Annotated in this window: 21 protein-coding genes and 1 tRNA gene; 10 read left to right on the forward strand and 12 right to left on the reverse strand. The window is 66.9% G+C overall.

The window, feature by feature from the left end; translation table 11 throughout:
- Positions 1 to 98: 98 nt before the first annotated feature.
- From TSH64_RS18785 to TSH64_RS18795, 3 genes are all read right to left on the reverse strand, one after another.
- Entirely contained in the window at positions 99 to 521 is a 423-nt protein-coding gene (locus TSH64_RS18785; RefSeq protein ID WP_109452810.1) for a hemerythrin domain-containing protein, read from the reverse strand.
- Positions 522 to 626: 105 nt separating this feature from the next.
- A complete protein-coding gene (locus TSH64_RS18790) occupies positions 627 to 2,441 on the reverse strand; it encodes a M3 family oligoendopeptidase (protein WP_109447250.1) in 1,815 nt (604 codons plus the stop codon).
- 60 nt (positions 2,442 to 2,501) lie between these two features.
- Complete coding sequence (locus TSH64_RS18795) at positions 2,502 to 3,431, reverse strand: LysR family transcriptional regulator ArgP (RefSeq protein WP_109447252.1); 930 nt, start codon at positions 3,429 to 3,431, stop codon at positions 2,502 to 2,504.
- A gap of 97 nt (positions 3,432 to 3,528) precedes the next feature.
- On the opposite strand from TSH64_RS18795, the gene TSH64_RS18800 reads away from it, so the two are divergent.
- Entirely contained in the window at positions 3,529 to 4,155 is a 627-nt protein-coding gene (locus tag TSH64_RS18800; RefSeq protein ID WP_109447254.1) for a LysE/ArgO family amino acid transporter, read from the forward strand.
- On the opposite strand, the gene TSH64_RS18805 is transcribed toward TSH64_RS18800, so the two are convergent.
- Positions 4,152 to 5,069: an NAD(P)/FAD-dependent oxidoreductase gene (locus TSH64_RS18805; RefSeq protein ID WP_109452812.1), complete on the reverse strand. Its 918-nt coding sequence runs from the start codon at positions 5,067 to 5,069 to the stop codon at positions 4,152 to 4,154. The genes TSH64_RS18800 and TSH64_RS18805 overlap by 4 nt on opposite strands.
- Before the next feature lie 204 nt (positions 5,070 to 5,273).
- Between TSH64_RS18805 and TSH64_RS18810 the strand changes: the two genes are divergently transcribed.
- Positions 5,274 to 5,711 carry an Rrf2 family transcriptional regulator gene (locus TSH64_RS18810; protein ID WP_109447256.1) on the forward strand — a complete coding sequence of 146 codons (438 nt, stop codon included), beginning with the start codon at positions 5,274 to 5,276 and terminating at the stop codon, positions 5,709 to 5,711.
- A gap of 9 nt (positions 5,712 to 5,720) precedes the next feature.
- Here the strand turns inward: TSH64_RS18810 and TSH64_RS18815 are convergent, their stop codons facing one another.
- Positions 5,721 to 6,086, reverse strand: coding sequence for a hypothetical protein (locus TSH64_RS18815; RefSeq protein WP_109447258.1), 366 nt, complete (start codon positions 6,084 to 6,086; stop codon positions 5,721 to 5,723).
- A gap of 93 nt (positions 6,087 to 6,179) precedes the next feature.
- Between TSH64_RS18815 and TSH64_RS18820 the strand changes: the two genes are divergently transcribed.
- Together TSH64_RS18820 and TSH64_RS18825 are read left to right on the forward strand one after the other, a co-directional pair.
- Complete coding sequence (locus TSH64_RS18820) at positions 6,180 to 6,662, forward strand: DUF3574 domain-containing protein (RefSeq protein ID WP_109447260.1); 483 nt, start codon at positions 6,180 to 6,182, stop codon at positions 6,660 to 6,662.
- Positions 6,663 to 6,849: 187 nt separating this feature from the next.
- Positions 6,850 to 8,787, forward strand: coding sequence for a propionyl-CoA synthetase (locus tag TSH64_RS18825; protein ID WP_109447262.1), 1,938 nt, complete (start codon positions 6,850 to 6,852; stop codon positions 8,785 to 8,787).
- Between the two features lie 58 nt (positions 8,788 to 8,845).
- Here TSH64_RS18825 and TSH64_RS18830 read toward each other — a convergent pair whose 3' ends face one another.
- Complete coding sequence (locus tag TSH64_RS18830; protein ID WP_109447264.1) at positions 8,846 to 9,499, reverse strand: DsbA family oxidoreductase; 654 nt, start codon at positions 9,497 to 9,499, stop codon at positions 8,846 to 8,848.
- 174 nt (positions 9,500 to 9,673) lie between these two features.
- Between TSH64_RS18830 and TSH64_RS18835 the strand changes: the two genes are divergently transcribed.
- Positions 9,674 to 10,141: a hypothetical protein gene (locus TSH64_RS18835; protein ID WP_109447266.1), complete on the forward strand. Its 468-nt coding sequence runs from the start codon at positions 9,674 to 9,676 to the stop codon at positions 10,139 to 10,141.
- Between the two features lie 11 nt (positions 10,142 to 10,152).
- On the opposite strand, the gene TSH64_RS18840 is transcribed toward TSH64_RS18835, so the two are convergent.
- Positions 10,153 to 10,551, reverse strand: coding sequence for a hypothetical protein (locus TSH64_RS18840; RefSeq protein ID WP_247873028.1), 399 nt, complete (start codon positions 10,549 to 10,551; stop codon positions 10,153 to 10,155).
- 147 nt (positions 10,552 to 10,698) lie between these two features.
- Positions 10,699 to 10,983 (reverse strand): hypothetical protein, encoded by a 285-nt coding sequence (locus tag TSH64_RS18845; protein WP_247873029.1) that lies wholly within the window; start codon positions 10,981 to 10,983, stop codon positions 10,699 to 10,701.
- Positions 10,984 to 11,145: 162 nt separating this feature from the next.
- Between TSH64_RS18845 and TSH64_RS18850 the strand changes: the two genes are divergently transcribed.
- From TSH64_RS18850 to TSH64_RS18860, 3 genes are all read left to right on the forward strand, one after another.
- The gene (locus TSH64_RS18850; RefSeq protein WP_109447268.1) at positions 11,146 to 11,373 is read left to right on the forward strand and encodes a hypothetical protein; all 228 of its coding nucleotides are present in this window, start codon (positions 11,146 to 11,148) and stop codon (positions 11,371 to 11,373) included.
- A 200-nt stretch (positions 11,374 to 11,573) separates the two neighbouring features.
- A tRNA-Asp gene (locus TSH64_RS18855) sits at positions 11,574 to 11,650 on the forward strand.
- Positions 11,651 to 11,859: 209 nt separating this feature from the next.
- The gene (locus tag TSH64_RS18860; RefSeq protein ID WP_109447270.1) at positions 11,860 to 12,606 is read left to right on the forward strand and encodes a glucose 1-dehydrogenase; all 747 of its coding nucleotides are present in this window, start codon (positions 11,860 to 11,862) and stop codon (positions 12,604 to 12,606) included.
- Between the two features lie 5 nt (positions 12,607 to 12,611).
- On the opposite strand, the gene TSH64_RS36660 is transcribed toward TSH64_RS18860, so the two are convergent.
- Positions 12,612 to 13,193 carry a DUF3306 domain-containing protein gene (locus TSH64_RS36660; RefSeq protein ID WP_109447272.1) on the reverse strand — a complete coding sequence of 194 codons (582 nt, stop codon included), beginning with the start codon at positions 13,191 to 13,193 and terminating at the stop codon, positions 12,612 to 12,614.
- Positions 13,186 to 13,776, reverse strand: a complete 591-nt coding sequence (locus TSH64_RS18870) for a DUF3305 domain-containing protein (RefSeq protein ID WP_109447274.1) — start codon at positions 13,774 to 13,776, stop codon at positions 13,186 to 13,188. Before TSH64_RS18870 ends, TSH64_RS36660 begins: the two co-directional genes overlap by 8 nt.
- 156 nt (positions 13,777 to 13,932) lie before the next feature.
- On the opposite strand from TSH64_RS18870, the gene TSH64_RS18875 reads away from it, so the two are divergent.
- Complete coding sequence (locus TSH64_RS18875) at positions 13,933 to 14,346, forward strand: hypothetical protein (RefSeq protein ID WP_109447276.1); 414 nt, start codon at positions 13,933 to 13,935, stop codon at positions 14,344 to 14,346.
- A 7-nt stretch (positions 14,347 to 14,353) separates the two neighbouring features.
- Here the strand turns inward: TSH64_RS18875 and TSH64_RS18880 are convergent, their stop codons facing one another.
- Together TSH64_RS18880 and TSH64_RS18885 are read right to left on the reverse strand one after the other, a co-directional pair.
- Entirely contained in the window at positions 14,354 to 15,097 is a 744-nt protein-coding gene (locus TSH64_RS18880; protein ID WP_247873030.1) for a phytochelatin synthase family protein, read from the reverse strand.
- Between the two features lie 363 nt (positions 15,098 to 15,460).
- On the reverse strand, positions 15,461 to 18,610 hold the full coding sequence (locus tag TSH64_RS18885) for a carbohydrate-binding domain-containing protein (RefSeq protein WP_109447280.1): 3,150 nt from the start codon (positions 18,608 to 18,610) through the stop codon (positions 15,461 to 15,463).
- Positions 18,611 to 19,024: 414 nt separating this feature from the next.
- On the opposite strand from TSH64_RS18885, the gene TSH64_RS18890 reads away from it, so the two are divergent.
- Positions 19,025 to 20,170 carry an AI-2E family transporter gene (locus TSH64_RS18890; protein WP_247873031.1) on the forward strand — a complete coding sequence of 382 codons (1,146 nt, stop codon included), beginning with the start codon at positions 19,025 to 19,027 and terminating at the stop codon, positions 20,168 to 20,170.
- Positions 20,171 to 20,256: the final 86 nt, after the last annotated feature.

The raw sequence follows: 20,256 nt of genomic DNA on the forward strand, positions 1-20,256 counted from the left end.
CATAAGGGGCTGGAACCGAGCAGGTTCCGGCCTCTTTCCATTTTCGGAATTCGGTTCGGTGTGGGAGAGGCGACTCCCCTAATGCCTCTCCCGGTTCCTCACCCCTCCGCCTGTGCCAGAAAATCCGCGGTCACCCGGTCCATCGTCGCCAGATGGGTGTGGAACCAGTCGGGGAAATGCTCGGTCACATAGAGCCGGGCACGGTTCTCCTTCCCCTCCGCCAGATCGGCCTCCATCGTCGCGACCACGGTCAGGACGCGGGCGTGCTCCTCCGTGTGGCAATGCAGGGCGAAAAAGCCGTGCTGGGTCATCAGCGCGTTCTCGCGGGCGAAATGCTCGCGAAGATGCTTGGCGAAGGCGGCGAAGGGAGCCCGGAGTTCGCCGACCGGGGCCTCGGAGGCGGCCTGCAGCAGCGCGACCGATTCGACATGGTCGCAGTCCATGACCGCATGGCCGAGCATGGGGACGGTGCCGGCGGCCGCAGGCGTGGCGGTGGCGGCGGGTGTGGTGGTCGCAAGCATGATGTTCGCTTCCAAAAAAGATGGCCTTCGGAGACGACGCTCCGAAGGCCACCATACCCGCACAGCCGTCATGGTCTCTTGACGGTGGTCAAGCCATCCGGATCGTCAGCCCTTCGCCTCGCTCGCCTCCAGTTCGTCGATGAAGCCGCGGATGACGCCGAGGCCCTTCTGCCAGAAGGCCGGGTCGGAGGCATCGAGACCGAACGGGGCCAGCAGCTCCTTGTGACGCAGCGTGCCGCCCGCCGACAGCATCGCCAGATACTTCTCGGCAAAGCCCTGCTCGGCGTCCTGGTAGACCGCGTAGAGCGAGTTCACCAGGCAGTCGCCGAAGGCATAGGCGTAGACATAGAAGGGCGAGTGGATGAAGTGGGGGATGTAGGACCAGAAATGGCGATAACCCTCGTCGAAGCGCAGCGCCGGGCCCAGGCTTTCGGTCTGCACCGCCATCCAGATCTCGCCGATGCGGTCCGACGTCAGTTCGCCCTCGCGCCGTTCGGTGTGGACACGGCGTTCGAAGTCGAAGAAGGCGATCTGGCGGACCACCGTGTTCAGCATGTCCTCGACCTTGCCGGCCAGCATGATGCGGCGGCGCTTCGGGTCGGTCTCGGCCGCCAGCAGGGCGCGGAAGGTCAGCATCTCGCCGAACACCGACGCGGTTTCCGCGAGCGTCAGCGGGGTATCGGACAGGAAATGGCCCTGTTTGCCGGCCAGGATCTGGTGGACGCCATGCCCCAGCTCATGGGCCAGCGTCATCACGTCGCGCGTCTTGCCCTGGTAGTTGACCAGCAGATAGGGGTGGACGCTGGGTACGGTCGGATGGGCGAAGGCGCCCGGCGCCTTGCCGGGACGGACCGGCGCGTCGATCCAGGGGTTGTCGAAGAAGCGTTTTCCCAGGCTGGCGAGGTCGGGAGAGAAGCGGCCATAGGCGCCCAGAACGATGTCGCGCGCCTCGTTCCAGGGAATGCTGCGGTCGGCATCCTCCGGCAGGGGGGCGTTGCGGTCCCAGTAATCCAGATGGTCCTGCCCGAACCACTTGGCCTTCATCGTGTAATAGCGGTGCGACAGGTCCGGATAGGCGCCCTTGACGGCGGACACCAGCGCGTCGACCACCTCGTCCTCGACCCGGTTGGACAGGTTGCGGGCGGAGGTCGGCGTCGGATAGTTGCGCCACTCGTCCTCGATCTCCTTGTCCTTGGCCAGCGTGTTGGTGACCAGCGCAAACAGCCGCGCATTCTCGCCCAGCACCTTGCCCACCACCTCGCCGGCCTCGCGGCGGACGGCGGGATTGCGGTCGGACAGGCGGTTCAGCGCCTCGGCACAGGTGAGATCCTTCCCGCCCATCGGGAAGCGCAGGCTGGCGATGGTCTCGTCGAACAGGCGGTTCCAGGCGGCGCGTCCGACCACATGCTTTTCGTGCAGCAGCCGCTCGATCTCGTCGGACAGCTGGTGGTCGCGGTAGAGGCGGACGTCGCGCAGCCACGGCTCGTAATGGCGCAGCGCCGTCGACGCCTTCTGCTTGGCCGCCAGATCGTTCTCGTCCAGCCGGTTGATCTCCAGCGTGAAGAAGATCAGGTGGGCGGAGATGTCGTTCACCCGCTCCTGCGCCGACTGGTAGAATTTGGCGACGGTCGGATCGACCATGTTGCCGTTGTAGACCAGCCCGGCATAGGACATGACGCGCGACAGCGTCTCGTCGATGTCCTCGTACTGGCGGATCGCCGCGGCCAGGTCGTCGCCGCTCAGCGCTGCCAGCTTGCCGGCATAGCGCTCGCGGAAGGCCTTGCATTCGCGTTCCATCCGGTCGAGGTCGGCCTTCAGTTCGGGCGACTCGGTGCCGGGGTAGAGGTCGCTCAGGTCCCAGGTGGGAAGCGCACCCAGATCGGGGGTGTCGTTTGCGGCCGTGGCGGCGCTGCTGGTCATCGAATCCCTCCAGAGATTTGTCGGATCCATATAAGCGCGCACGCGGCGCGGGCAAAGTCCTCATGCGGCGGGCGGGCTTCCCTTGCTCTCGACGATCGGATGCAGGGCCTGCCGCCCTGCGTGCAGGACCGCGCGCGACAGCGCGGCCAGCGCGGTGCCGGCGATGCGGCTCTGCTGCCAATGCAGCGGCACGTCCAGCGGCCGGCCGGGCACCAGCTCGACCAGACGGCCGGCCGCCAGATGGTCGGCGACCAGCGGGTCCGGGTTCATTCCCCATCCCAGCCCGGCCAGCGCGCCATCGACGAAGGCATGGGTGGAGGGCAGCCAGTGGGTCGGCGGGGTGGGCACCGGCGACGGTTCGTGATCGCCCAGCACCAGACGCAACCACTGCGCCTGCAGCCGGTCCTTGCGGTTGAAGGTCAGGCAGGGTGCGGTGGCGAGGCTTTCGGCCGTCACCCCATCGGGGAAATGGCGGCGCAGATAGTCCGGGCTGGCGGTGGCACGGTAACGCAGCGCGCCCAGCGGATGGCTGTTGCAGCCGGGGACCGGCACCGCGCTGGCGGTTACGGCGGCCAGCACCTCGCCCTTGCGCAGCCACTCGGCGCTGTGGTCCTGGTCGTCCAGCACCAGATCGAACAGGCAGCCGGGCAGTTCCGCCATCGCCGCGACGAACCATGTGGCGAGGCTGTCGGCATTCACGGCGATCCGCAGGGTGACCGGCCCGTCCGCCGGGCTGAGGCCGGGCAGGGCGCCGCGCAACTCGCTTTCCAGCAGGGCGACCTGTTCCACATGCTGGCACAGGCGCTGGCCGGCGGTGGTGCCGGTGCAGGGCTGGCCGCGCACCACCAGCACGGTACCCAGCCGTTCTTCCAGCAGCTTCACCCGCTGCGACACCGCGGAGGGGGTGACGTGGAGCTGCCGCGCGGCGCGTTCGAAACTGCCGGTGCGGATGACGGCAGCCAGGGCCGCCAGCAGCGGATAGTCCAGCATGGATTAGCTCTGCTTCATCAGGGCAAGAAGGATTAAGTACGGCAAAGGAAGGCCCGGTGGTAGCGGATTGGCATCCACCGACTCCGGAACCGCCACGATGACCGAGCTTTCCACCGCTGCCCTGCTTCCCGCCTTCCTGCCGGGCCTGTTCCTCGGCTTCAGCCTGATCGTCGCCATCGGGGCACAGAACGCCTTCGTGCTGCGCCAGGGGTTGCGCAACGAGCATGTGCTGGCGATCTGCGCCACCTGCGCCTTGTCGGACGCCGTGCTGATCCTCATCGGGGTCAGCGGATTCGCCAGCGCCGGGGCGCGCTGGCCGTGGCTGGAGCCGCTGATGCGCTATGCCGGTGCCGCGTTCCTGCTGGTCTATGGCCTGCGCAGCGCCCGGTCGGCCTGGCAGGGCGGCAGCGGGCTGAACCCGGCGGACCGGGAGGCGGGCGGGCTATTGCCGGCGCTGCTGACCTGCTTGGCTCTGACCTGGCTCAATCCGCACGTCTATCTGGACACGGTGGTTCTGGTCGGCTCCGTCTCCGCGCGCTTCGCCGAGGCGCGGGGCGCCTTCGCCCTGGGGGCGATGACGGCGTCCTTCCTGTTCTTCTTCGCGCTCGGCTATGGCGCGCGACTGCTGCGCCCGCTGTTCGCCCGCCCCGGCGCCTGGAGGGCGATGGACGGGGGCATCGCCCTGGTGATGTGGGCGATTGCGGTCAGCCTGCTGATCGGCTAGGCGCGAGCGAACAGGGCGTCGTCCTCGCAGAACAGCAGCGAGCGGTGCAGCGCCGTTCCGGCCATCGTACCGGCACCGACGGCCAGCGCCACCGATCCTGCCGCCCGTGCCGCGTCGCCGCAGGCGAAGACACCGGGGACGCTGGTCTCCTGCATCGCATCGACACTGATATGGGTGCCGAGCGGCCCGTCCTCGCTCGCACACCCAAGCTGTGCGGCCAGTGGGCTGGCAACGATGCTTCTCGGCAGTACGAACAGTCCGGCGAACGGCAGTTTGCGTCCGTCGGCGAGCGCGACCTCCGGCGGGTCGCGGTCGATCCCGCTGATGAGGGTGGTCTCGACGACGACCCCACGCTGCGCCAGATGGGCCGACTGGTCGGCGTCGGGGTCGAAGGTGCCGTTCAGCAGCAGCGTCGTCGGTCCCCAATCCGGCAGCATCAGCGCATGGTGCATGGAGTGCCCTGACACCGCTATGACACCGATACGGCCTCGCATCAGTTCATAGCCATGGCAGTAGGGGCAATGGAAGACGGACCGGCCCCAACGTTCCGCCAGGCCGGGAATCGCCGGCAGTTCGTCGACCACACCGACGGCGATCAGCAGCCGGCGCGCACGGTGGCCGGTGCCATTCGAATCGGTGATCTCGAAGCCCATGCTCGTCCTGGCGGCTTTTTCGGCCCGCCCGGTCATCCAGGTGACGGTCGGATAGCGCATCAGTTGGGCGCGGGCTTCGGCGGCGATGTCTCCCGGCGGACGGCCATCCTGCCCGAGGAAGCCGTGGGAGTGGCTGGCGAAGCGGTTGCGCCGCAGCCCTTCATCCATCACCAGCACCCGGCGGCGGGCGCGGGCCAATTGCAGCGCGGCGGCGATGCCGGCGTAGCTGCCGCCGACGATGATGGCGTCATAGGTCGTCATGTCGTTTCCATTCATGCCTGTGCCTTTCCACGGATGGAGCGGACGCTCTGTCTGCGCCCAATCACGACACACGATAAGTTACATGAAAGGGTGCGGTCAATGTGCCATGTAACTTATGAAGTGGCCTGAGTTGGGATGGCTGGAGCTGACCACCTGTCCGGCGCTGCATCCGTCCGTCCCTGCACCCGAAAGGATCGATCACCAATGAGACAGGACAGCCGCCTTTCCCGCATGCTGCATGTGTTGATCCACATGGACCGGCATGAGGGTGCGCTGACGTCGGAGGCGATTGCCGAGATGCTGAACACCAATCCGGTGGTCATCCGCCGGACCATGGCGGGACTGCGCGAGGCCGGCCATGTGCGGTCCGAAAAGGGCCATGGCGGCGGCTGGCGGCTGGCACGGCCGCTCGACGGGATCACCCTGCTGGACATTCACCGGGCATTGGGTGAGCCGGGAATCTTCGCCATCGGTCCTACCGCGGACGAGCCGAGCTGTCTGGTCGAACAGGCCGTCAATGCTGCCCTTGATGGGGCATTGCGCGAGGCGGAGACGGTGCTCATCCGCCATCTCGGCCAAGTGACGCTCGCCGATCTCGCAGCCGATTTCGACCGGCGCATGAAGGCGATGGGGAAGTGCTGAACGCGGAGCCTAGCCCGGTTTGGGCGACTCTCCCTCCTGCGCCCGCCGGATCGCCGCCTCGACGCATTGCAGGTGCAGCTTCTTGCGGGCGAGCAGGCGGGCGCGGCGTTCCTCCAGGTCGGTGGTCGCCATCGCCTCGATGGCGCAGCCGCGCCAGCCGTTGGCGTCCAGGGCGCGGGCGACCTCGGCATAGCCGAAATAACCCTTCTCCGGCTGCTCCCAGGGCGGGCGGAAGTCGGCCCGGCGCAGGACGAAACGGTTGGACTGGCTGCCGCCGCCCAGGTTGGTGAGTCGGGCCACGATCAGCCGCTCGCCGTTGCCGTGAACGACGGTCAGGATCGGGCGGATTCCGGTGATGGGTGGATCGACGGCCATGATCCATGCATAACGGTCCAGGGGCGTCCTGACCAGAGCGTCGCTGACCGCACTGCCGCACGCTCCCTCTCCCGTCCGAATGGAGAAACACCGATGCGCCCCGTCACCATGCCTGTCACCTGGCCCGTCATGCGGATCGTCCCGAGCCTCTCCTCCGCCGCGCTTTCGCTGTTTCTGCTGGCCGGCCCTGCCGCGGCCCAACTGGCTCCCGCCCCGACGGCGACGGCGATCGTTTGTGAAACCTATGCGGCCGGCGCGATGATCGAGGCGCAATTGTTCTTTGGTCGGAACATCGGCAACGAGATCGGCGTCAGCGAGCGCGACTGGACGGATTTCCTGAACGGAGAGGTGACGCCGCGCTTTCCCAACGGCCTGACCGTCACCGACGGGTCGGGCCACTGGCGCGACATCGAGACCGGGCGGCTGGTGCGCGAGCCCAGCAAAATCCTCACCCTACTGGCCGACGGCGACCCGGCGACGCTGGTCCTCATCCGCGAAATCGTCGATCTGTACAAGGGGCGCTTCCACCAGCAGTCGGTCGCGCTGGTCGTTCGGCCGGTCTGCGTTTCCTTTTGAAATCCAGGTTTCGGAACAGCGTTTCACCGATCGTAGAATGCGACAGCCCGTCGCACCCCCGACCTTCTGACATTTGCCTGCACTTATGCTTTTGTCGCAGATTGTGGAGGTCGCGTAACGGATCGTTTCGCGGCCGAGAGGAAATGCGCACCGAATAGTACCAAAATAGAATGAGGGACGCCCTGCCATGAGCCCGACCGCCAGCACCACAACTGCCGAGCTTTTCAACCAGATGCATGCCCGCTCCCTGTCGGACCCCGCCGGGTTCTGGGGCGAGGCGGCGAAGGACATCTCCTGGTTCAAGCCGTGGGACAAGGTGCTGGACGACAGCAACGCGCCCTTTTACCGCTGGTTCACCGGCGGGGAGCTGAACACCTGCTACAACGCGGTGGACCGCCATGTCGAAGGCGGACGCGGCGCCCAGGCGGCGATCATCTATGACAGCCCGGTCACCCGGACCGTCCAGACCATCACCTATGCCGAACTGCTGGATCAGGTCGCCCGTTTCGCCGGTGCTCTGCGCGCCCAGGGGGTGGAGAAGGGCGACCGCGTCCTCCTCTACATGCCGATGATCCCGCAGTCGCTGGTCGCCATGCTGGCCTGCGCCCGTCTGGGTGCGGTCCACTCGGTGGTGTTCGGCGGCTTCGCCCCGCACGAACTGGCGACCCGAATCGACGACGCCAAGCCGAAGGCCATCGTCTCGGCCTCCTGCGGCATCGAGCCGAACCGCATCGTCAAGTACAAGCCGATGCTGGACGCCGCCATCGAGCAGTCGGCCCACAAGCCGTCCAGCGTCATCGTCTGGCAGCGCCCGCAGGAGACGGCGACGCTGATCGCCGGCCGCGACGTCGATTGGGCCGAAGCGGTGGCGACGGCGGAGCCGGCGGAGTGCGTGGCCGTGAAGGCGACCGACCCGCTCTACATCCTCTACACCTCCGGTACGACCGGCCAGCCCAAGGGCGTGGTGCGCGACAATGGCGGCCATGCGGTGGCGCTGCGCTGGACCATGACCAACATCTACAACGTCAAGCCCGGCGAGGTGTATTGGGCGGCGTCGGACGTGGGCTGGGTCGTCGGCCACTCCTACATCGTCTATGCGCCGCTGCTGACCGGCTGCACCACCGTGGTCTTTGAAGGCAAGCCGGTCGGGACTCCCGATCCGGGCACCTTCTGGCGCGTGATCGAGCAGCACAAGGTCGGCACGCTGTTCACCGCCCCCACCGCCTTCCGCGCCATCAAGCGCGAGGATCCGGACGCCAACCACCTGAAAAAGTACGACCTGTCGCACTTCCGCGCCCTGTTCCTGGCCGGCGAGCGGTCGGATCCCGACACGCTGCACTGGGCCGAGGACAATCTGAACGTCCCGGTGATCGACCACTGGTGGCAGACCGAGACCGGCTGGGCGATTTCCGGCAACCCGCTGGGCGTCCACCTGTTCCCGATCAAGTACGGCTCCGCCACCCGCCCGATGCCGGGCTGGGACGTGCGGGTGCTGAACGCCGAACTGAAGGAGGTTCCGCGCGGCGACATCGGCGCCATCTGCGTGAAGCTGCCGCTGCCTCCGGGCACGCTGCCGACGCTGTGGAACGCCGACGAGCGCTTCAAGAAATCCTACCTTGCCGACTACCCGGGCTATTACCAGACCGGCGACGCCGGCTTCATCGACGATGACGGCTATGTCTATGTCATGGCCCGCACCGACGACATCATCAATGTCGCAGGCCATCGCCTCTCCACCGGTGCCATGGAAGAGGTGTTGTCGAGCCACAGGGACGTCGCCGAATGCGCGGTGATCGGCGTGGCCGACGACCTCAAGGGGCAGGTGCCGCTGGGCTTCGTCTGCCTCAAGGCCGGTGTCACCCGTCCGCATGAGGAAATCGTCAAGGAGGTCGTCCAACTGGTGCGCGAGCAGATCGGCCCGGTCGCCGACTTCAAGCGCGCCCTGGTGGTCGACCGCCTGCCGAAGACGCGGTCGGGCAAGATCCTGCGCGGCACCATGCAGAAGATTGCCGACAGCCAGGATTACAAGATGCCGGCCACCATCGACGATCCGGGCATCCTGCCGGAGATCGCCGATGCGCTGAAGACGCTGGGCTATGCCAAGACCAGCAGCACGCCAGCCTGATGCGCCGGACAGGGACGGGGCGGCCTCCGGGCCGCCTTTTCCCGCTCCGCTTGCCGGATCAGCCGGCGACGACCGACAGATTTTCCGGCTCCTCGCTGCCGAGGTCGAGCAGCGGCAGGAAGCTTGCCGGCTCCTGCGCGCCGGACAGGGCGTAGCGACGGTTGAAGATGTAGCAGGGAACCGCCTGCAACCCCATCTGGCGGGCCAGGGCATCGGCGGCGAGCACCGCGGCCGATTCGGCGTCGCTCGTCAGCCGGCGCCGCGTCTCGACGAAATCCATCCCCAGCCCGGCGGCGACGCTGGCCAGCGCGTCCGGGTCGCCGATGTCGACGCCCTCGACGAAATAGGCGGCGAACAGCGCGTCGGCCATGGCATTGCCCAGCCCCTGGCGCCCGGCGATGCGGACCAGCCGGTGTGCGTCGAAGCTGTTGGGCGTGCGCTGGATGCGGTCGAGCGCCAGCGGCAGGCCATCGCGTCCCGCCGTGTCCTCCACGACCCGGTGGATCTGCCGCGCCCGTTCCGATCCGCCGAACTTGGCGGCGAGATAGTCCTCGCGCGACATCCCGCCGCGCGGCATGTCCGGGTTCAACTGGAAGGGTTGCCAGCGGAGTTCCGGGCGCAGGTTGGGCCGTTGCATCAGCGCCCGGTCGAGCCGGCGCTTGCCGATGTAGCACCAGGGGCAGATCAGGTCGGCGAAGGTTTCGATCAGCATCCCGCCACTATCGGCGTGTGCCGCGGATCGGGCAACCGCTTCTTCCGTGCCTTCCCGTCAACATCGGCCCCCTTCCTGTCCGCAACCGTTTGTTAACCGAGTTGGTCCGACAGTCCGGGGTGGCTCCGCCCGTCATTCTGCGGCCGGCGGACATATTCCGATGGGCGATTCCCGATGAGCAATTCCTACGTCGACGGCAAGGTGCGCGAAGCGATCCTGGCGGCCAAGGGCAGCCGGATGACTGCGCAGAAGCTCCTGATGGCTTGGGCCGTCGAGGACCCCGACCTGTTGCGCGGCATTGCCCAACCCTTCCTGAAGGCCATCGCCGCCGCTGCCATCGAACGCGCCGGCCGTCCGGCCAGCAGCAGGCCGGCCGCGCGCCCGGCTGCCGCGGGCGGTGCGGGGGGAGGGCGGCCGTCCGCCTCCGGTCTCAGCCGCGATGCGCTTGAGAATTTGCTGAACCAGCTGGGCCGCGAACCGGACGAGCAGCCGGCCCCGCAACGGGCCACCCCTGCCGGCAAGTCCGCCGGGCCGGGCGCTGCGAAGGGTGCCAAAATTCACGATGCCCCGGCGGGCGGGCCGAATCATGAAAAAGCGATGATGGCGATTGCTAAGGCTTTCGTTGCGAAGAAGGTGCGCTGAGGCAAGCCCCTTTACGAACCGCTGTTGGGGGCGTAAGGCGTCGCGTCGTCGAACCAGCCCCTCTTGCGCGGCAGGGTGCGGATGTCCGGCGGCGGGCTGGCAAGCGCGGTGTTGCCGTTGCGGTAGGGGTCGGGGATGTGGTGGCACTCGACGTCTGCCAGCGTCCTGTAGCAGTAGACGCGGGACCGGTCGACCTCGACCTTGTCCGGGCAATAGTCGCCGGTCTTCTCGAAACTCAGGATCGAGCAATCGCGTCCCGTGGCGGCCGACACGACATGGTCGCCGATGGTCTTCTTGGTGGCGTTCAGCGTCACGACATCCGCACCGGCCGCCGCCAGCCCGAGCGGGGAGGTGCAGCCGGCAAGAGCCAGTGCCGGAATCGCAAGGGAAACGGCGATCCAACCCCGCATCCTGCCAATTCGCGTTGCGCCCAACCCTGCAACCATGCCCGTGCCCGTCATCCAGCAGTTCCCATCGCTACGCATGTGCCGCGCCCGATCCTGCACAGTGCACGCGGACGCGGTTAACAAGCGGTGAATTCACCGCTGGGGCAGGCCTCAGCGCAACAAGGTGCAGATGCGCGAGCGGCATTGCACGACGACGAAGGCATCCTTGTCCTCCGTGCAGCCGACCTTGAAGGTGGTCGCTCCCTCCCGTCCCACGGTGTAGCGCAGCACCTCCACCTTTGCCGGCGTGCAGTTGCCCATCGATTTGGCGATTTCCTTGGCCTCGGATTGGGCGGCGGAGACATTCGCGGCGGCCATCGCCGGTCCCGCGGCGAACAGGACGAGGGACGGCAGCAGGGCGGTCAATCGGAGACGGGGTGAATTGGGGATCGGCATGGCGCGACTATCGCACGGGGTAGGACGCTCCGGAAGGGCTGCCTCCGAAATGTCGCAGCGATGCGAATCACGCCGCGCAGCCGGGTCGGAACTGGTATGGTGGACGCATCATGACCGGGGTGGCGCCTTGCCTCGCGGTTCAGGACCAGGGTGGGGAAACGCATGACTTCAAACGATCGGCGGCTGGGCGACCGCATTCTCGCCGCACTGAAACTGGCGCTGGAGCAGGAGCATCTCGATGTCGCCGAACATCTGGCCCGCGCGCTCGAGGAAACGCTGACCCGTTTCGGTGGCCCCAATGCCGTCGACCACCGTGAACTCTCGGCCGGCATGTTGCAGGCCTTCGACCGGCTTGATGAGCTGCGCCGCGCCGTCCATCGCCTGCCCTGAGGGCGTCGGTGAAACGCCAGCGAACGGCAGGCCCCGGAGGAGAGGATTTTTTTGCAATTTGGTGATTGACAGGCAGCGGCCCGGGCGACTACAAACCGCCCACCGAACGACGGGGGCCTCCAACGGCTCCGGTGAAAAACACCAAGCGAAACAAGCCTTTGGCTGCGTGACGATCAGGTGTTTGGAACAAGTCGCTCTGCGCGGGTGTAGCTCAGTTGGTTAGAGCGCCGGCCTGTCACGCCGGAGGCCGCGGGTTCAAGTCCCGTCACTCGCGCCATTCTCTCCTCCATCTCTCCAAAACGATGTAGCGGATGATGGCGACTGCCCCACAGGGCAGCTTCGCGCTATCATGCATTCTTCGCCGTGTTCACGATCTTTGCCGTGTTCACGATGCGGCCGATGGCGCCGGTTCCCTGTTGAACGGAGTCCGCGCGCCGCAACGGCCGTGCGCATCTCGGATCGAGAATTGCCGGGGAGGAACCGCTCATGCGTTTGTCTGACAAGGTCGCCGTCGTCACCGGCGGGGGATCGGGCTTCGGCGAGGGCATCGCCCGACGCTTCGCCGCCGAAGGGGCCCGCGTCATCGTCGCCGACCTGGACGAGGCCGCCGCCGGCCGCGTCGCCGACAGCCTGGGAGAGACCGCACTCGCCGTCCGCGCCGACGTCGCGGTCGGGGAGGATTACGAGGCCATCGTCTCGGCGGCGCTGGGCGAGTTCGGGCGGCTCGACATCCTGGTCAACAATGCCGGCTACACCCACCGCTACGGCTCGATGCTGGACGTGGACGAGGCCACCTTCGACCGCATCTATGCCGTCAACGTGAAGTCGATCTACCACAGCGCCATCCACGCCGTGCCGGTGTTCCGCGCCCATGGCGGCGGCGTGATCCTGAACATCGCCTCCACCGCCGGTCTGCGGCCACGGCCGAACCTGACCTGGTACAACGGCTCCAAGGGGGCGGTCATCACGCTCACCAAATCGATGGCGGCGGAACTGGCGGCCGACAATGTGCGCGTCTGCGCCATCGCCCCGGTGGCGGGCGAGACCGGCATGCTCCACCGCTTCATGGGCCAGGATACGCCGGAGCGCCGCGAGCAGTTCCGCAGCAGCATCCCGCTGGGACGCCTGTCCACCCCGGCCGACATCGCCAACGCGGCGCTGTATCTCTGCTCCGACGAGGGGAACTTCCTGACCGGCGTGTGCCTGGAGGTCGATGGCGGGCGGTGTATCTGAGGCTCCTAACCCTCTACCGCCTTCGGCGGGAGAGGGGCCTCCTCCGGTTCCGCACTCACCCCCCTCTCCCGCATCGCGGGGGAGGGTTGGGGAGGGAGCGCGGTGGCTGATTCCGCAGTCTCCGGCGACAGCCCGGCCACCTCCGCCTCGTCCTTAACAACCGCCTCGTCCTCCTCCCGTTTCTCGTCGGGCAGCACCGCGTTCAGCAGGCGGGCGATGTCGTCGGTGGGGCGCAGGGCGCCATAGCCCGGCGCGTTGTAATCCCAGTCATATTCGGCGAAGCCGCGGAAGCCGGCGATGACCGGGTCGCTCGTCCAGGCCCGTCGTAGTGCTTCACGCCGCAAATCCGCCGGCACCTCGCGGCGAAGAAAGCCGGTGTAGTCGCTGCCTGCGTCAAGGCTGTCCAGCGCAGGCAGGTCCGCCACCTCCTCGCCGGTCTCTCCAGGCGACGGTTCAGGCGACGGTTCAGGCGGCACGGCCTCGGGCAGCAGGGCTTCCTGCGGCGGTGCCGCCGGCTCCTCGACCTGAACCTCGCGCTTCAGCCGCGACCAGCGGCCGAGGAAGCCTTCCTCCCCGCGCTCAGCCATGCGGCGGCAATCCGGGCTTGCGGTGCCGCGCCAGGGCTTCCGGGTCGGCGCGGTCGCGCTTGCGCTTGTGGAAGGGGCGCTCGACGAAGTGGCGGGCGACGAAGCCGTCCATCCACAGCACCAGCGGGATCGGCAGCGGCAGCGCCTCGATCACGTCGTCGCCGGCTTCGGCGTGGGCATCGATCTCGCCGGGGTCGGCGGTGACCGCCAGCAACTGCATCCCCGGTGCCGAACCGCCCGGCCGCAGGATGACGTAGGCGCTGGGGGTGCCGCCGTCGAGGTTGTGCTTGTAGTTCTCCGCCTCGGTCGGGAACAGGGCGATCTCGGCGGTGCCGGCATAATGGCGTGTCCAATCCGGCCCTTCGGCCAGCACGCTCCAGTCGGGCAGGGTGGGGTCGGCCGGGACCAGCATCACCGGCTGCCAGCGCGCCTCGATCCACGGATTGTCGACGCGCCGCCGCTCCACCACCACGCCGACGCTGCGCCGTTCGGCGCGGTCCTGGAGCGAGGCGGGAGCGGTGACGTTGGCGGAAGCGGCGGCAGTGGAGGAAGGGGCGGCGGAGGACGGGAACTCGCTGGGCATTGTCGGTGTTCCTGATGGGCTGGGACCGGACGGCCTGAAAGCCGGACTCTGTCCCCGGTACAACGCGCGGCCGGCCATTTGGTGCCGTTGCGCATTGGACTCCAACGGCTTTCCCCGAAAGGCCCGCCGGCCTATTCTCCAATAGAAGGATGCGCCATGCGCAAGTTCGCCGCCGCCCTGCTGCTGTCGGGGCTCCTGTCCGGCCTGCCGCTGGTCGGTGCCGCCGCACAGCAGGCGGATCAGCCGCAGAGCCAGCAGCCGGCCGCCGCTCCGGTCGACTCCGGATCGAAGGAGTCCGCTGGCGACGCGCTCGCCCGCGACGGCAAGGTGCAGCAGAGCCAGGATCCGCATCCCAGCGCGCAGGGCACCAAGCCGCCGAACCCGTCCAGCTCCGCCGCCACGGGCAGCCAGGAGTTGCAGCAGGCGCTCGCCGACGTGCGCCGGGCGCCGCCCGATCTGAACGGCAACCCGGTGCCGCGCCCGAACCAGTGGGCGAGCGAACCGGATCAGCCGAACGAGCCGACCCGGTCGCAGAACCCCTCCGACCTGACCAGCCAGGAAGTGAAGTAAAGGACGCTCAGCCGGAGACCCGGCGGCTGCGGACGCGGATCAGTCCGCTGCCCTCGGGGTCGGCGCGGTCGGGCTTCAGCATCGCCTCCAGCAGGCGGGCGTCGCTGGTCCAGTAGGGGACGTACCAGGCGCGGTCCGGGTCCATCACCAGCGCGCGCTTGTTCGCCGCGTCATAGGCGCCGAGCGGTGCGATGTGGCCAAGGCCGATGTCGCCGGTCAGGGTGCCCTGGTCGAAGGCCAGCAGGATGATGTCGTCGGCGCTGCGCTCATTGTCCGACAGGATGCGGCGCAGCTCCGCCAGCGTGGCGGGCGAGGTGTCGCGCGGGCGCCAGACCTCCACCTCGGCGTCGATGCCGTAGGCGCTCAGGCTGCGGCGGACATAGGTGATCAGCTCGCCGAAGGAGATGCCCTCGCCATCGTCGGCGGTGGCGTCGCGCCAATGATCGTCGTCCAGCCGGTCGAGCAGCTGCTTGGCGGTGACCAGCCGTTCCGACGCCAGCCCGGGCAACCCGCGCAGCGCGTTCAGCATCATGGTCACGCTCGCCACCGAGCAGGAGGCGCCGGTCGTCTGTGGCACGTAATAGGGGCTGAGCGCCCAGTAATCCGGTGCGGGCGTGGTGCGGACGAAATCGACCGAGCGGGTGATCGGCACGGCGTCCGGGCCGAATTTGGGCTTCTTGTCGTCCTGTTGGGCCGAGGCCGGCCCTGCCGCACAGGCGGCCCACAGCAGCAGGCCGGCCCTCAGGGTCATCGCCACGGCTCCTGCGGTCCGTCCTGCCGTCCACGTCGCTTGCGTCATCGGAAACTGTCTCGGTCCGTCCGGTCTGGAATGGGAATGCACCCCGATCGGTACAGCTTGGGCCTGTCCGCAGCGGAGCGCGGTCTGGATATGGTGCGCTGCGGCACGAACGCCAAGCCGCGGGCAAGGCTGCGCCGATTGCGCTTGTGCCGGGCGCCTGTGGTCTTTTCTGAAGGGATTTCCGAAACGCATGTGGGCGAAGCCTCCGTCGCTCGACCTCGAGCAAAACAGGCTCCGCCCACCGCCGGGGCCGGCACGTCGAGGGCGTACCCCCGATGCGCCGACCCCCTATAAGCCGGCTTCCAGGATAGGCGCTCAGACACCGTCCCAGAAATGCTCCAGACCGACCGCCGCGACGCCGTCGACGCCCATCTTGGCCCAGGCGAGGTCGTGGATGCCCATCGCGAAGGCGGGTGAGGTCGGCAGCAGCGAATAGTCGCCCCAATAGGCGTTGGCGAACATCGGCTTGCCGATCACGTCGTGATCGCCGTACTTCGGCACGTTGAAGACAAGGTTGTTGTCGATGACGAAGTCGTTGGCGCTCAGCAGCTCGATGTAGTCGTCCAGCGGCAGGGTCCCCATCACCACGTTCTTGGTGATCGTGTTGTTGTGCGGGTCGCCGGCCGTGCCGTGCACCGGCTGCCATTCGATGCGGATGAAGTCTTCCTTGTTGCTGGCGATGACCGAGAAGTTGTTGGTCACCACGTTGTTGTCGCCGCCATGGATCTGCACCGAGGCCCAGTCGGCGTCCCGGATGAAGTTGTCCTTGACGGTGATGCCGCCGGCCATGTCGTCAAGATAGATGCCGAAGCCCTTCTGACCGTAAAGCCACGTGTCCTGGTTGCTGGTGGCGAGGCCATTGGCGTGCTCGATCCGGTTGCCCTGGATGATCATGCCGGTGTCGGCGCTGGACCGGCCAAGGATCTCGATGGCGCCGCCGTCGGCGGTCTCCAGCCCGGTGTAGGAGATGTTGTTGTACTGGATGATGTTGTTGTGGTTCACCGTGTTGGTGGTGCCGCCGTAATCCTTGAACGAGATGCCGTAGCGGGCGCTGTGGTCGATGTCGTTGTTGGAGATCAGGTTGTTGTCCACGCCGGTGCCGATGATGCCGGACACCGCCTTGCGCACTTCGCCGATGTTGCTGATGCTGTTGCCGTAGATGCTGTTGCCGTTGCTGCGGCCATCCATCTCGATGCCGTTTTCGGCCAGATGGTTCAGCGTGTTGTGGGCGATGTCGTTGTTGGACGAGGCGGCGGTCAGCTTGATCGCGGTGCCGACGTTCAGGAAGCTGTTGTCGCTGATGTGGTTGCCGCTCGACTTCGTCAGCAGCAGGGCGTCGCCGCCGGTGGTGGTGTTCTTGAAGGTCAGCCCGTCGATGGTGACGTTGCTGGCGCCGTTCAGCTTGATCAGCGTGTCCAGCCGCGGCACCTCGACGCCGCTGGAGACGAAGCCGGAGCTGGCGGCCTTGTAGAGCAGCTTGCCGTCCGACGTCCGCCAGGCGAACTCGCCGGCCTGATCGACATAGGCGGCATTGTTCAGCAGCTTGTAGGTGGTGCCTTCCGCGAAGGGCAGGGAGGCGCCGTTCTTCAGCGTGATGGTGCGGGTGGAGGCGTTGAAGCTGGCGATGGTGCCCAGCGTGTCGCCCAGCCGCTCGGCATCCATGATCTGGATGAGCGTGCCCGGCTGGATGTCGGCGGCGGTCACGTCGGTGCCGTGCGAGCGGATCGACCAGCCGCTGGGCCCGCCCGAGGCGGCGTCGGCGAAGTGCCAGCCGCTGGTGACGTCGGCGGCGTCGTAGGCGAACTTCTCGGCCAGATGCTGGCGGACGTCGCCGACGATCAGGTCGAGGTTGCTGGCGGTGCCGAGCTTGGCCGAATAGAGGCCGTTGCCCTCGCTGGTGAAGCTCTTCACCACCTCGCCGCCGCTCAGCACCGGCTTCTCGCCGGGATAGTTCTGGAAGCTGTGGCCGTTGTCGAGCGAGGTCAGCTCCAGCGTCTTGGTCAGGTGATAGGTGCCCTCGCGGACATAGGTGGTGTCGATGGCCGGGTTGGCCCGCATGGCGGCTTGCGCCTTCTCCAGGCTGGCGAAGGGACCGTCGGTGCCGTCGGCGTTGGGGGCGGACAGCTTGCCGGACCAGGTGTCCTTGCCGTTGGCGGCGACGTAGAAGGCGGGTTTGGTCGGGGCGGTCGGCACCGGCGTCTGGGTGGCGGGGGTGTTGCTGAACAGGTCGGCCCCGGCCTTGACGTTCAGGGCGCCGCCCCAGTAGAGGCCTTCCTGGCCCTTGACCACGTCCTTGCCGTCGACGGCACCCTTGTCATAGGTGACGATGCTGTCGGTGGCGGCGACGGTGTTGCCGTTGATGACGACCGACTTGACGAACAGGTTGCGGTCGACGCCGTTCACGGTCGCATCGTTGTCGTACCAGACCTGGACCGTGTGGGCCTTGGTCGGGTCGACGTTGGCGGTGAACTTGTAGCCGGTGGTGGTCGCCGCGGCCTTGGCGTCGCCGATCACCTGCCCGTCGACCAGCAGCTTGAAATGCGCGGCCTGCCCGCCGGCCGAGGTGCCGTAGGCGTTGACGACGATGTCCACCGCCTTGCTCGGCGGCGGCGGGGGCGGCGGGACATAGGCGCCGCCGAAATACTCCTCCGGCACGCCGAAGGTGAGGGCGCCGCCCCAATAGAGGCCTTCCTGGCCGGCGACGACGAACTTGCCGTCGACCGCCCCCTTGTCGTAGGAGGCCATGTCGGAGGTCGAGGCGATGGTCTTGCCGTCGATGTTGATCGACTTGACGAACAGGTTGCGGTCGACGCCGTTCACCGTGGCGTCGTTGTCGTACCAGATCTGGATCTTGTGGGCTTCGTTCGGGTCCACCTTGGCGGTGAAGGTGTAGTCGGTGGGCGAGGTGGCGCTGACCCAGGCATCGCCGACCACCTGATCGTCGACCAGCAGCTTGAAATGCGGGGCCTGACCGGCGGCGCTGGCGCCATAGGCGCTGACCTTGATCGTCGTGGTCATGGTGGCGGCCGTTTCGGCGTCCGGCACGGCGGCGGACGGGAACAGGGTGGCGGGCAGCGGCACGTTCAGCGCGCCCGGCCAATACATCTCGGTCTGGCCGGCGATGACGTTCAGCCCGTCGATCTTGCCGGTGTCGTACTTGACCGAGGGATCGATCGACAGGATGGTCTTGCCGTTCACCTCGAACGACTTGACGAACAGGTTGCGGTCCTCGCCGTTAACCGTGTCGTCGTTGTCGTAGATCAGCTGCAGCGCATGCGCCTTGTCGGCCGGCACGGTCGCGGTGAAGACGTAGCGGGATTGGGTGGCGGAGGAAACGGTGGCCTCACCGATGCTCTTGCCATCCAGAAGCAGTTGAAAATGCGGCCATTTTCCGCCGGCTGCCGCGCCCCAGGCATTGACCGCAAAGGTGACCTGGATCGTGCCGTCGGTGTTGGTGGTAGCCATTTTGGAACTCCGCTTTATGGGTATCGCTTCGTTCCAGAGGCTCGTCTGTTAGCCTTAATCGGGTACTAACACTTATGGTTAGGAAATTATGAATGAGGGCGTTTCCCGTGGTATGAATGAGACAAAAAGCGGACGATTGTTTTTTATGAGAATCAGAGAAAAATGAAACTCAGGCTACCTTGGCTGTCTGGCAGAAATTGATCGGCAATTTTTGCCCGGTTACCTGGGACTCGACCGCCTCTATTTGATGGAAGCCTTATCAATGAATGCGGTTTATCGTTTTTGAGCGCTCCGACTTGCGAACCCCGGTTGCATGCGTTGTCAGGATATCGCGCTGAAAGAATGGAACCGGACACCCTGTTTCCGCGTCTAGCTTGAGCCACCATGTGGCGCATCGGCAGGGGGGCGGACGGCATGGACGGTGGACTGGGCGGCAATGGGGAGGGCAGGGCCGCCGATGGTGGACGCATCGACCGCGTCAAGCTGGCGCTCTGGCTGCTAGGCATCATTGCCGGGGCGGCGTCGCTGTGGGTGTTGCAGGCAGCATCCTCCATCCTGCTCCCGCTGGTGTCGGCGTTTTTCGTCGCCGTTGCGGTGGCCCCGGTCGCCCGCTGGGTGCGCGACCGCGTGCCGCGCCGACTGTCCTGGCTGGGGCTGGCCGCATCGATGCTGCTGATCCTGGCCATCCTCGCCGCTTTCTTCGGTTCGATGGCCCTGGTGGCGCAGCGGGTGGCCGAGGATTTCCCGCACTATGCCGACGCGCTGGGAAAGCTGTGGGCCAAGGTGAACGGCTGGCTCCAGGGCGCCAAGGCCGACCTGACGGCCCAGGCAGGACAAGGGGCGGCGCAAGGGACCGGGCAGGGCGGTGAGGTGCCGGTCGATCCGATCACCGGCTTCGCCAAGGCCGCCCTGTCCTCTGCCGGACAGACGGTGTCGATCCTGGTGATGACCGTCTTCCTGTCTCTGCTGATGCAGTTGGAGGCACCGGTCTGGCGCGAGAAGATCGTCATGACGCTCGGCCGTGAGCGCTGCCGCATGGCGGTGGAGGCTGTAACCGCCATCGCCCAGCAGTTCCGCCGCTATCTGGTGGTCAGCAGCGTGCTGGGGCTGATCACCGGCGCGCTCTATATCGGCTGGCTGTCGCTGTTCGGGGTGGATCTGGTTCTGCTTTGGGGCTTTCTCGCCTTTCTGCTGAACTATGTGCCGGTGGTGGGATCGGTGGTGGCCGGCGCCTTGCCCGTGCTTCTGGTACTGGCGACACAGGATGCCGGCACGGCGATGGCGGTCGCCGGCGGTCTGCTGGTGATTGAACAGGTGATGGGCAACTTCGTGGCTCCCCATATGCAGGGCAAGCAGCTGGCCATCTCGCCCCTGGTGGTGATGATCGCGCTTCTGCTGTGGAGCTGGCTGTGGGGAGCGGCCGGCGCGCTGCTGGCCGCCCCGATGGCGGTGCTGATCGCCATCACCCTGAACCACGCCGACGCCCTGCGTCCCTTCGCCATCTTCATGAGCGACAAGAGCGACCGCGAGCGCTTCGACGCCCATACCCATCCAGAGTGAGGGAGGGGCAACCTTTCGTGAGGACAGAAAAACACATAAGCGGAATTATGGAAATATTTGTCTCGAACCCGCTGTTCCAGACGCAT

It is taken from the genome of Azospirillum sp. TSH64, assembly GCF_003116035.1.
Taxonomy (GTDB): Bacteria; Pseudomonadota; Alphaproteobacteria; order Azospirillales; family Azospirillaceae; genus Azospirillum.

Excerpts from the sequence above, each read along its gene's own strand:
- TSH64_RS18785 (WP_109452810.1), bottom strand. The coding sequence starts at position 521 with ATGCTTGCGACCACCACACCCGCCGCCACCGCCACGCCTGCGGCCGCC.
- TSH64_RS18790 (WP_109447250.1), bottom strand. The coding sequence starts at position 2,441 with ATGACCAGCAGCGCCGCCACGGCCGCAAACGACACCCCCGATCTGGGT.
- TSH64_RS18795 (WP_109447252.1), bottom strand. The coding sequence starts at position 3,431 with ATGCTGGACTATCCGCTGCTGGCGGCCCTGGCTGCCGTCATCCGCACC.
- TSH64_RS18800 (WP_109447254.1), top strand. The coding sequence starts at position 3,529 with ATGACCGAGCTTTCCACCGCTGCCCTGCTTCCCGCCTTCCTGCCGGGC.
- TSH64_RS18805 (WP_109452812.1), bottom strand. The coding sequence starts at position 5,069 with ATGACGACCTATGACGCCATCATCGTCGGCGGCAGCTACGCCGGCATC.
- TSH64_RS18810 (WP_109447256.1), top strand. The coding sequence starts at position 5,274 with ATGAGACAGGACAGCCGCCTTTCCCGCATGCTGCATGTGTTGATCCAC.
- TSH64_RS18815 (WP_109447258.1), bottom strand. The coding sequence starts at position 6,086 with ATGGCCGTCGATCCACCCATCACCGGAATCCGCCCGATCCTGACCGTC.
- TSH64_RS18820 (WP_109447260.1), top strand. The coding sequence starts at position 6,180 with ATGCGCCCCGTCACCATGCCTGTCACCTGGCCCGTCATGCGGATCGTC.
- TSH64_RS18825 (WP_109447262.1), top strand. The coding sequence starts at position 6,850 with ATGAGCCCGACCGCCAGCACCACAACTGCCGAGCTTTTCAACCAGATG.
- TSH64_RS18830 (WP_109447264.1), bottom strand. The coding sequence starts at position 9,499 with ATGCTGATCGAAACCTTCGCCGACCTGATCTGCCCCTGGTGCTACATC.
- TSH64_RS18835 (WP_109447266.1), top strand. The coding sequence starts at position 9,674 with ATGAGCAATTCCTACGTCGACGGCAAGGTGCGCGAAGCGATCCTGGCG.
- TSH64_RS18840 (WP_247873028.1), bottom strand. The coding sequence starts at position 10,551 with ATGCGGGGTTGGATCGCCGTTTCCCTTGCGATTCCGGCACTGGCTCTT.
- TSH64_RS18845 (WP_247873029.1), bottom strand. The coding sequence starts at position 10,983 with ATGCCGATCCCCAATTCACCCCGTCTCCGATTGACCGCCCTGCTGCCG.
- TSH64_RS18850 (WP_109447268.1), top strand. The coding sequence starts at position 11,146 with ATGACTTCAAACGATCGGCGGCTGGGCGACCGCATTCTCGCCGCACTG.
- TSH64_RS18860 (WP_109447270.1), top strand. The coding sequence starts at position 11,860 with ATGCGTTTGTCTGACAAGGTCGCCGTCGTCACCGGCGGGGGATCGGGC.
- TSH64_RS36660 (WP_109447272.1), bottom strand. The coding sequence starts at position 13,193 with ATGGCTGAGCGCGGGGAGGAAGGCTTCCTCGGCCGCTGGTCGCGGCTG.
- TSH64_RS18870 (WP_109447274.1), bottom strand. The coding sequence starts at position 13,776 with ATGCCCAGCGAGTTCCCGTCCTCCGCCGCCCCTTCCTCCACTGCCGCC.
- TSH64_RS18875 (WP_109447276.1), top strand. The coding sequence starts at position 13,933 with ATGCGCAAGTTCGCCGCCGCCCTGCTGCTGTCGGGGCTCCTGTCCGGC.
- TSH64_RS18880 (WP_247873030.1), bottom strand. The coding sequence starts at position 15,097 with ATGACCCTGAGGGCCGGCCTGCTGCTGTGGGCCGCCTGTGCGGCAGGG.
- TSH64_RS18885 (WP_109447280.1), bottom strand. The coding sequence starts at position 18,610 with ATGGCTACCACCAACACCGACGGCACGATCCAGGTCACCTTTGCGGTC.
- TSH64_RS18890 (WP_247873031.1), top strand. The coding sequence starts at position 19,025 with ATGGACGGTGGACTGGGCGGCAATGGGGAGGGCAGGGCCGCCGATGGT.